Genomic DNA, 7,910 nt, shown 5'->3' on the forward strand with positions numbered 1-7,910 from the left:
GCGCCGCGACGGCCGCGGGCGTCGAGAGGAGCTCGCCGGTGAGCCGTCCGACGGCGACCCAGGAGAGCCCCCACGCGATGGCCGCGGTCGGCGCGAGCCGCCCGCCGTCGCGGAGCGCGAGCAGCACGCCGACCGCCCCGGCGACGAGGAGGAGCACGACGGCCCACGCGTCGCGGCCGGCCGTCCCGGGCTGGAAGCCGGAGGCGGTGAGGATGGACGTGATGTTCGCGATCGTCGCGACGCTCACCCAGCCGAGGTAGAGGCCCATGGTGCCGTCGAGCACGATGCCCTCGACGAGGTTCCGCGGCCGGGTGGCGAGGAGCGCGCGGAAGGTCCAGATCAGCGTCACGAGCAGCGCGACGATGACGACGCCGCTCAGCACGAGGAGACCGGCCTGCGCGCTGAGGATCCACGCGGCGTTGAGCACGAGGGTGATGGCGACCGGGTAGCCGACGCGGCGCTGGCGCTCGTCGGCGCGCTGGGCGGGGAGCGCCTGCCAGATCGTGTACGCGACGAGGCCGAGGTAGATGACGCTCCAGATGGAGAAGGCGGGGCCGGCCGGCGCTACGGGGGTGTAGCTCGCGCTGAGCGCACCGCTCGACGCGTTCTGGATGCTCTCGTCGCTGAACGCGCCGGAGCCGAACGCGGAGCCCACGATGGCGAACACCATGCTCGAGATGACGACGATCTGGCGGACGATGTCCTTCACGGTGCCCATGCGGCCTGCTCCTCTACGATGGAAATGTCAGCAGGCGGATAGTAAGCCTGCTGATGATCACACTAGCAGGGAGAGGTGCTGATGGCCGGAGAGGTGTCCGCGGAGGACCAGCTCGCCAGCTGGCCCACGGGACGGCTGCTGTCCACCGCCGCGCGGGCCGTCGAGCACGCATGGGCGGAGGCGCTCGCGACCCTGGGGGTCACGCACGCGGGGCTCATCGCCCTGCACCTGCTCCGCGACGGGCCGCTCAGCCAGATCCAGCTCGCCCGCTCCGCGCACGTCGAGACGCAGACCATGTCGCGCACGCTCGAGCGCCTGGAGCGCGAGGGCCTGGTGTCGCGCGCACCGGATCCCGACGACCGCCGCCGGCACGTCGTCGCCCGCACGGACGCCGGCGCGGAGGCCTGGTCGCGCGCGCAGGACCTCGAGCGCGACGTCCTCCCCGAGCTCACCCGCTCCGAGGAGATGCGCCGGGGCCTCATCGACGTGATCCGCGCGGCCGGCCGCCCCGCTCCTGCCGCCGCGCCGCCCGCCGCCGCGCCATCCGATTCCGAACCCGCCTCCGCCTCCGCCCGGCCCCGCCGATGACCCGCCCCGCGGACCCGGTCTCCGCCGCTGCCCCCGACCTGCCCGGCCGCGCGGTCATCCGCCAGCGGTGGAGCGACCTCGCCTTCGTGCACTGGCGCGTGGATCCCGCGCTCGTCGCCCCGCTCCTCCCGCCGGGCACGCGCCCCGACGTGCACGACGGCTCCAGCTGGGTCGGCCTCATCCCGTTCGTGCTGTCCCGCAGCGCCTTCCCGCCGCTGCCGGCCGTGCCGTGGGCCGGCACGTTCGCCGAGCTCAACGTCCGCCTCTACAGCGTCGGCGACGACGGCCGCCGGGGGGTCGTGTTCCGGTCCCTCGAGGCGGCGAAGCTGCTCCCGGTGCTCGGCGCGCGCGTGGGCCTCGGCCTGCCGTACATGTGGGCGTCGATGACGCACGGGGAGCGCGACGGCGTGGTCACCTACACGTCGCGCCGGCGCACGGGCGCGCGCCCGTCGTCGCGCATCTCGGTGCGTCCCCTCGGCGAGGAGGTGGAGGGCGATCCGCTGGCCGACTTCCTCACGGCGCGCTGGGGCATGCACGTCGCGCGCGGCGGCGTCACGCGGTACTGGCCGAACACGCACGACGCGTGGACGCTCGAGCGCGCGGAGCTCGTCGACCTCGACGACGAGCTGGTGGCGGCCGCCGGCCTCCCCGGGGTCGTCGACCGCGCCCCGGACTCCGTGCTGTTCTCCCGCGGCGTGCGCACGGAGTTCGCCGGACCGCTGCGTCCCCGCGCCGACGCCTGACGCCCCGCGGACGCCGCGCTCGGACGCGCGTCACGTCCGCGTGACCGCGATCCGCGTCAGCGGTCCTCGCGCGGAGTCCGCGTGGACCGGGCCTTCCCGCCCGCGAGCTCGTCGATGGTGATCGCCGCGCTGACGAGCGCGAGGTGGCTGAGCCCCTGCGGCAGGTTGCCGAGGAAGGAGTCGTCCGCGGCGTCGATCATCTCGGAGTAGAGACCCACGTCGTTGCCGAGGGCGACGAGCTCGTCCATGAGCTCGCGGGCCTCGTCCATCCGGCCCACGCAGGCGAGCGCCCCGGCCATCCAGAAGCCGCAGGCCGTGAACGTGCCCTCCTCCTCCGGCATCCCCGAGTAGCGGTACAGCAGCGGTCCGCGGCCGAGCTCGGACCGGAGGGCGTCGAGCGTCCGCGACATGCGCTCGCCGCGGTCGAAGCCGGAGATGGAATGCAGGAGGATGCTCGCGTCGAGCCGCTGGCTGCCCGGGTGCATCACGTAGGCGCCGCGGCCCTCGTCCCAGCACTCCTCCTCGACCCACGTGCGGATGCGGTCGCGCTCGGCCCGCCACCGGTCGGGCACGCCGGGGATCTGGCCGAGCTCCGCGAGCTCCACCGCGCAGTCGAGCGCCTGCCAGCAGCCGAGCTTCGACGTGGTGTAGTGCTGCTCGTCCTCGAGCTCCCACATGCCGGCGTCGCGGCGCTGCCACATGTCGCAGGCGCGGTCGGCGAAGGTGGCGAGGAGCCGGCCGGTGTCCGCGTCGAGCACGTTGCCGTCGCGGACGTAGGTCCGCACCACGTCGAACAGGTCGCCGTACACGCCGAGCTGCAGCTGCGCCTGCGCGTCGTTGCCGTCGACCACGGGGCCGACGCCCCGCCAGCCCGGCACCTCCGGCTCGGTGCTGCCCTCGGGCACGCCGCCCTGGAGGGAGTAGAAGACGTGCAGGTCGGGGCCGTTGTCGCGGATCGTGCGGAGCATCCACGACACGGCGGCGTGGGTCTCCTCGCGGAGGCCGAACTTGACCAGCGCGTTCACGGTGTAGGCGAGGTCCCTCACCCAGGCGAAGCGGTAGTCCCAGTTCTTGCCGCCGCCCATCCGCTCGGGGAGCGACGTCGTCGCGGCCGCGGCGATGGACCCGGTGGGGGCGTGCACGAGCAGCTTGAGCGCGAGGGCGCTGCGCTGCACGGCGTCGGCCCACTCGCCGTCGTACCGGAACTCGGCGCTCCAGTTCTCCCAGTTGCGGATGGTGCGGTCGATGCCCTGGTCGACGATCTCCGGGTTCGGGATCCGCACGGGCTCGCGCTCGGTCCCGACCATCGTGATCATGTGGCGCGACCCCTTCCCCGTCGTGAAGGCCCCCGACAGGGACTGCGTGCCGGGCTCCGCGGGCCCGTGCTCGAACCCGACGACCGCCAGCGTGACGCCGTCCACGCGGATCACGGGTCCGTTGTGCGTCGACTGCACCCACGGTGACGAGGTGCCGAGCGCGGTTCCGGGCGCGACCCGCCAGCTCATCGCGACCGAGCCGGTCAGCCCCTCGACGCGGCGGCCGAGCTCCGACCACGGGAGGCGTCCGGCGACGCCGGTGATGAGCGCGTCCGTGACCCGCACGCTCCCGGACGCGGTGGTGAAGATGGTGGTGAGCACGTTGGTGCCGGGGACGTAGGCCCGGGCGACCTCGAAGTCCTCGTCGGGCCGCAGCGTGAAGCGCCCCCCGTGCGGCGCGTCGATGATGGCGGCGAACGCGGGCGGCGTGTGCAGGTCGGGCAGCGGCAGCCAGTCGATGTCGCCGTCCTCGGCGATGAGCGCGACGGTGCGGCCGTCCCCGATGGCGGCGTAGCTGCGGAGCGCGATGTAGCCGTCGATCCGCTCGGGGACGGGGCGGGTTGCGGGCGTGGCCATGGGACTCCTGTCGACGCCGGCAGGCGGGGCACCGACCCCTCCAGTATCCCCGGACCCCCGGTGCTCGGCCTGCGCGGGGGAGTCGCGGGACATGACGGCTCGCCGTGCGCGGTTCGCCGCGCCTGTGGCCTCGAACTCGTGCAAACCGTTTTCCAGCACGTTCCGAATACGGCTGATGGGCCCGGAGCCAACCCGAACGGTTCCGGTCACCGCCCGTGGGACAGCGCCGTCCGCACGGGCCACCTCCCCCTCCTCTTCTCCTCTCCTGCTCCACGCGGTGCAGGCTGGGTGCATGACCCGACTCGAGGCCGTCCGCGGCGACATCACCCGGCAGGACGTCGACGCGATCGTGGACGCGGCCAACTCGTCGCTCCTCGGCGGCGGGGGAGTGGACGGCGCGATCCACCGCGCGGCCGGCCCCGAGCTCCTGGCCGCGTGCCGCCGCATCCGAGCCGACCGGCTCCCCGACGGCCTGCCCGCGGGCGATGCGGTCGCGACCCCGGGATTCCGGCTCCCGGCCCGGCACGTGATCCACGCGGTCGGCCCGGTGTGGTCCGCGACCGACGACCGCACCGCTGTTCTCGCGAGCGCGTACCGCCGCTCGATCGAGGTCGCGGCCGGCCTCGGGATCCGCACCGTCGCGTTCCCCGCGGTCTCGGCCGGCGTCTACGGCTGGCCGGTGGACGACGCGGCGCGCGTGGCGGTCGCCGCGGTGCGCGGGGCGCTCGCCGAGGGGCGGGGTGCCGGCCTCGAGCTCGTGCGCTTCGTGCTCTTCTCGGACGAGGTGCTGTCCGCCTTCGATGCGGCGCTCGCGTCCGACGCCTGAGGGACGGGGCCGCGCCATCGAGGTCGACGGGCTCGGAACGCGCACCCGGGGGGAAAGCAGGACGCCGGCCCTGCCGTCGAGGACGGGGACCGGCGTGATGTGCCTGGACGCGGCGTCGATCCGCGGACCTTTCGATTTTCAGTCGAACGCTCTACCAACTGAGCTACCCAGGCGAGCGGGCGACTTCGAGAAGTCGCCCACATCGGACAGAAGCCCTCTCGTGTGAGAGGGCTTCACATCCGTGGCGACCCTGACGGGACTTGAACCCGCGACCTCCGCCGTGACAGGGCGGCACGCTAACCAGCTGCGCTACAGGGCCTTGCGTGTCGATCTCTGCTGTGGTGACCCCAACGGGATTCGAACCCGTGTTAGCGCCGTGAAAGGGCGCCGTCCTAGGCCGCTAAACGATGGGGCCGCTCGCCCTGGTCTCCCAGGTCTGCAGCAACCGACACGTCAGCATAACCGCATGCCGGGCGAGGACTCAAATCGACGGTCCGAGCGACGGGACGCACCGCGCGGGCATGCGGATCCGACGGCGTGTCGCGGTCCCGTCGCGCATCATCGAGAGGCACCTCCGGCGGAGCGCGCGCCCCGCGCGAGGGCCCGTCGGCGCCGACCGGCACGCCACGGCTGCGGGATCGCCGACACGTCCCGCGCGCTGCCCCGGCGCCCGCCGTCGGCGGGGTTAGCCTTCGCTCGACCCTCCCGGGAGGGGATCCCCGCGCGGATCCCCGCATCGTGCGCGCTGTGCGCCGACGATCCCCGTTGTTACTGTGAGAGCCGGTGACGGTGTGGCGGATGCGATCCGCGGCACCCCGCCGGCCCCGCGGGGAGGCGCAGCCGGCCAGCCGGGCGACACGATGATCGGGATCACCATGGACACGGAACTCCACCGGAGCGCGCGCACGGCACGCGTCCCGCGCACGCGCCTGGGCGGACGCCGCGGGCTGCAGGCCGTCGTCGCGGTGCTCGCGGTCCTCCTCACCGGGTCGATCGCCGCCCCCGCCCACGCCGAGACGTTCGCCTCCTGGGACGACGTGCAGAAGGCGCGCGGGGACGAGCAGGCGCAGAAGGACCTGGTCCAGCGCATCACCGACGAGGTCGCCGCCCTCGAGCAGCAGGTCACCGACGCCCGGGCGCTCGTGACGAAGCGCGGCGAGGAGCACGACGAGGCGCAGCAGGCGGCCGACGACAAGTACGAGGACACCGTCCAGCTGCAGCGGAAGGTCGACGCGGCGGACGAGAAGGCCACGCGCTCGCAGGAGCAGGCGGCGGGACTCGCGAAGCAGCTCATGCGCTCGGGCGGGCAGAACCTCTCCGGCACCCTGCTGCTCAGCGAGGGCGACGGCACCGACGACCTCCTCGACAAGCTCGGCACGATGAGCAAGGTCGCCGAGAAGTCCGACCGCATCTACGTCATCGCCCTGCAGGACCGCAACGCGGCCAAGTCCCTGAGCGACCAGGCCCAGGTCGCGCTCACCGAGCTCGACGCCCTCAAGGCCAAGGCCGAGCAGCTCCTGACGGAGGCCGCCGACGCGCAGGCGGCCCTCGAGACGGCGCTCGAGGAGCAGACCGTGCAGAAGGCCGATGCCGACGCGAAGCTCGCGGTGATGGCGGAGGACCGCGAGGCCACGGAGGACGACTACCAGGCGGGCGTCCGCAAGCGCCAGGCCGAGGCCGACGCGCTCGCCGCCAGCCAGGGCCGCGCGGGCGGCGACGTGTCGCCCGGCCAGATCAGCGCGTCCGGCTGGACCGCCCCGCTCCCCGGCGCCTACACGAGCGGCTACTACGGCCCCCGCTTCCACCCCATCCAGCACCGCATGATCTTCCACGCCGGCGAGGACCTCGTCCGGGGCGCCACGTGCGGCACCACCCAGTACGCCGTGCACTCCGGCATGGTCGTCTTCGCGGGATGGAACGGCGGCTACGGGAACTACATCCGCATCGACCACGGCGGCGGCGTCTCCTCCGCCTACGGGCACATCGCCAACGGAGGGACCCTGGTGCGGAACGGGCAGCAGGTCGTCGCCGGCCAGCCCATCGCGATCACCGGCACCACGGGCGGCTCGACCGGCTGCCACTCCCACTTCGAGATCCGCCTGAACGGGAACCCCACCGATCCGGTGGCGTTCATGCACGGCCAGGGCGTCTCCATCACCAGCACGCACTGACATGAGGAACGACATGACCCACCTCCGCCCGACCACGGTCGTCATCTCCACGCTCGCCGTGGGCGCGATCGCGGTCTCCAGCGGCGTCGCCGCCCAGACCGCGTTCGCCGCCACGGACTACCCCTCGTGGGCCGACGTGCAGGCGGCGAAGGCGGACGAGGCGCAGACGCAGACCGCCATCGAGCGGGTCACCGAGCTCGCGACGGGACTCCAGGAGTCGGCCGACCAGGCCAACAAGGAGGCGATGATCGCGGGGGAGGCCTACGCGCAGGCCCAGGCGGCGCGCGACGCGCAGGCCGAGAAGCTCGAGCGCCTGCAGCAGAAGGCCGACGAGGCCCAGGCCGCAGCCCTCACCAGCCGGATGCGGGCCGGTCTCCTCGCGAGCCACCTCGCGCGCGCCGGCGGCCAGGACATCACGGCGAGCCTGCTCGCCTCCGACGGCGACGACGCCGAGGAGCTGCTGCGCTCGCTCGGCACCATGTCGAAGCTCTCCGAGAGCACGCAGACCGTGTACGCGCAGGCCCTCTCGGACCGCAACAGCGCGGCGTCGCTCAGCGACCAGGCGCAGATCGCGAAGGACGAGCTCGCCCGTCTCGCCGACGAGGCGGAGGAGTCGCTGGCGGCAGCCGACGGCGCGGCCGCGACGGCCGCGGCCGCGGTGGCGGAGCAGACGCGCAACAGCGACCAGCTCATCGCGCAGCTCGCGCTGCTGAAGGACTCCACGTCCGAGATCGAGGCCCAGTACATCCAGAGCCTCACGCAGCCGGCCATCCCGGCGGCGGCGGCACCGTCGGCGGGATCCGGCTCCACAGACGGCGGTTCGTCGACCGGTGGCGGAGCCTCGTCGGGTGGGGGATCCTCGTCGGGCGGCGGCGCCTCTACCGGTGGCGGCTCGAGCGCCGCCGCGCCCGCCCAGCCCGCGCCCCAGCAGCCCGCACCCCAGCAGCCGGGACCCCAGCCCGCGCCGCCGCA

7 protein-coding genes and 3 tRNA genes are annotated in these 7,910 nt (G+C 73.8%); 5 read left to right on the top strand and 5 right to left on the bottom strand.

The window, feature by feature from the left end:
- Positions 1-718 (bottom strand): TspO/MBR family protein (locus Q6969_RS10740; RefSeq protein ID WP_317230429.1); only part of this gene is annotated, 718 nt, incomplete at its 3' end.
- A gap of 81 nt (positions 719-799) precedes the next feature.
- On the opposite strand from Q6969_RS10740, the gene Q6969_RS10745 reads away from it, so the two are divergent.
- Both Q6969_RS10745 and Q6969_RS10750 read left to right on the top strand, forming a co-directional pair.
- Positions 800-1,306 carry a MarR family transcriptional regulator gene (locus Q6969_RS10745; protein WP_317230435.1) on the top strand — a complete coding sequence of 169 codons (507 nt, stop codon included), beginning with the start codon at positions 800-802 and terminating at the stop codon, positions 1,304-1,306.
- Positions 1,303-2,049: a DUF2071 domain-containing protein gene (locus tag Q6969_RS10750; protein WP_317230430.1), complete on the top strand. Its 747-nt coding sequence runs from the start codon at positions 1,303-1,305 to the stop codon at positions 2,047-2,049. The genes Q6969_RS10745 and Q6969_RS10750 overlap by 4 nt, the downstream gene beginning before the upstream one ends.
- A gap of 56 nt (positions 2,050-2,105) precedes the next feature.
- On the opposite strand, the gene Q6969_RS10755 is transcribed toward Q6969_RS10750, so the two are convergent.
- A complete protein-coding gene (locus Q6969_RS10755) occupies positions 2,106-3,941 on the bottom strand; it encodes a glycoside hydrolase family 15 protein (RefSeq protein ID WP_317230431.1) in 1,836 nt (611 codons plus the stop codon).
- A 292-nt stretch (positions 3,942-4,233) separates the two neighbouring features.
- Between Q6969_RS10755 and Q6969_RS10760 the strand changes: the two genes are divergently transcribed.
- Positions 4,234-4,767 (top strand): O-acetyl-ADP-ribose deacetylase, encoded by a 534-nt coding sequence (locus tag Q6969_RS10760; RefSeq protein ID WP_317230432.1) that lies wholly within the window; start codon positions 4,234-4,236, stop codon positions 4,765-4,767.
- Positions 4,768-4,867: 100 nt separating this feature from the next.
- Here Q6969_RS10760 and Q6969_RS10765 read toward each other — a convergent pair.
- The 3 genes from Q6969_RS10765 to Q6969_RS10775 form a co-directional block, all read right to left on the bottom strand.
- Positions 4,868-4,940: transfer RNA gene (locus tag Q6969_RS10765), tRNA-Phe, on the bottom strand.
- 69 nt (positions 4,941-5,009) lie between these two features.
- Positions 5,010-5,086: transfer RNA gene (locus Q6969_RS10770), tRNA-Asp, on the bottom strand.
- A 20-nt stretch (positions 5,087-5,106) separates the two neighbouring features.
- Positions 5,107-5,182 (bottom strand) — tRNA-Glu (locus tag Q6969_RS10775).
- A gap of 460 nt (positions 5,183-5,642) precedes the next feature.
- On the opposite strand from Q6969_RS10775, the gene Q6969_RS10780 reads away from it, so the two are divergent.
- Together Q6969_RS10780 and Q6969_RS10785 are read left to right on the top strand one after the other, a co-directional pair.
- Positions 5,643-6,938, top strand: coding sequence for a peptidoglycan DD-metalloendopeptidase family protein (locus tag Q6969_RS10780; RefSeq protein WP_317230433.1), 1,296 nt, complete (start codon positions 5,643-5,645; stop codon positions 6,936-6,938).
- A gap of 13 nt (positions 6,939-6,951) precedes the next feature.
- A partial coding sequence (locus Q6969_RS10785) for an NlpC/P60 family protein (RefSeq protein ID WP_317230434.1) occupies positions 6,952-7,910 on the top strand: 959 nt, incomplete at its 3' end.

Source organism: Clavibacter sp. MX14-G9D, from assembly GCF_032917815.1.
Lineage (GTDB): Bacteria > Actinomycetota > Actinomycetes > Actinomycetales > Microbacteriaceae > Clavibacter > Clavibacter michiganensis_K.